Source organism: Aliamphritea spongicola (assembly GCF_017051665.1).
GTDB lineage: Bacteria > Pseudomonadota > Gammaproteobacteria > Pseudomonadales > Balneatricaceae > Amphritea > Amphritea spongicola.
The window spans coordinates 1-822 of the sequence record NZ_JAFIDL010000021.1 but is presented as its reverse complement, the minus strand read 5'-3'; the positions used below and the strand labels follow the sequence as shown (position 1 = coordinate 822).

General features: G+C 61.2%; 1 protein-coding gene. It reads right to left on the bottom strand.

Features of this window, described 5'->3' with window-relative positions; all coding sequences use genetic code 11:
• Positions 1–822, bottom strand: an 822-nt coding sequence (locus JYB63_RS22540; protein WP_205660182.1) for a Calx-beta domain-containing protein, incomplete at both ends; no start/stop codon positions are given.

Here is an 822-nt window from a genome sequence, read left to right as displayed (position 1 = left end):
CGGCCAGCGCATCATCGATGGTGGCAATGTTGAAGGTCGCACTGCTCGCCGGACCGGTGATGGTCACATCGGCCACTTCAGTGATGTCCGTACCGGAGGCCGTGGTGTAGCTGTACGTCAGCGCCACAGTGACCGATTTACCCGCCGGCACCGCTTCGCTCAGGCTGACGGTGTAGTCGGTGGTGGTTTCACCTTCGACCACATCACTCGGGCCAGTCAGGGAGACGATGACGGTGTCTTCTGTACCCGGTGGGTTGTCGCTGCCGGTCTGGTCCGTGATGGTGGTTTCGACACTGTTGTTGGTGCCCGCCACGATCGCTTCGAACGCGTCATTGGTGTCTGTGATGGTTCCCAGGCTGACGGTGAAGTCTTCCGCCCCTTCGGCCAGCGCATCATCGATGGTGGCAATGTTGAAGGTCGCACTGCTCGCCGGACCGGTGATGGTCACATCGGCCACTTCAGTGATGTCCGTGCCGGAGGCCGTGGTGTAGCTGTACGTCAGCGCCACAGTGACCGATTTACCCGCCGGCACCGCTTCGCTCAGGCTGACGGTGTAGTCGGTGGTGGTTTCACCTTCGACCACATCGCTCGGGCCAGTCAGGGAGACGATGACGGTGTCTTCTGTACCCGGTGGGTTGTCACTGCCGGTCTGGTCCGTGATGGTGGTTTCGACACTGTTGTTGGTGCCCGCCACGATCGCTTCGAACGCGTCATTGGTGTCTGTGATGGTTCCCAGGCTGACGGTGAAGTCTTCCGCCCCTTCGGCCAGCGCATCATCGATGGTGGCAATGTTGAAGGTCGCACTGCTCGCCGGACCGGTGA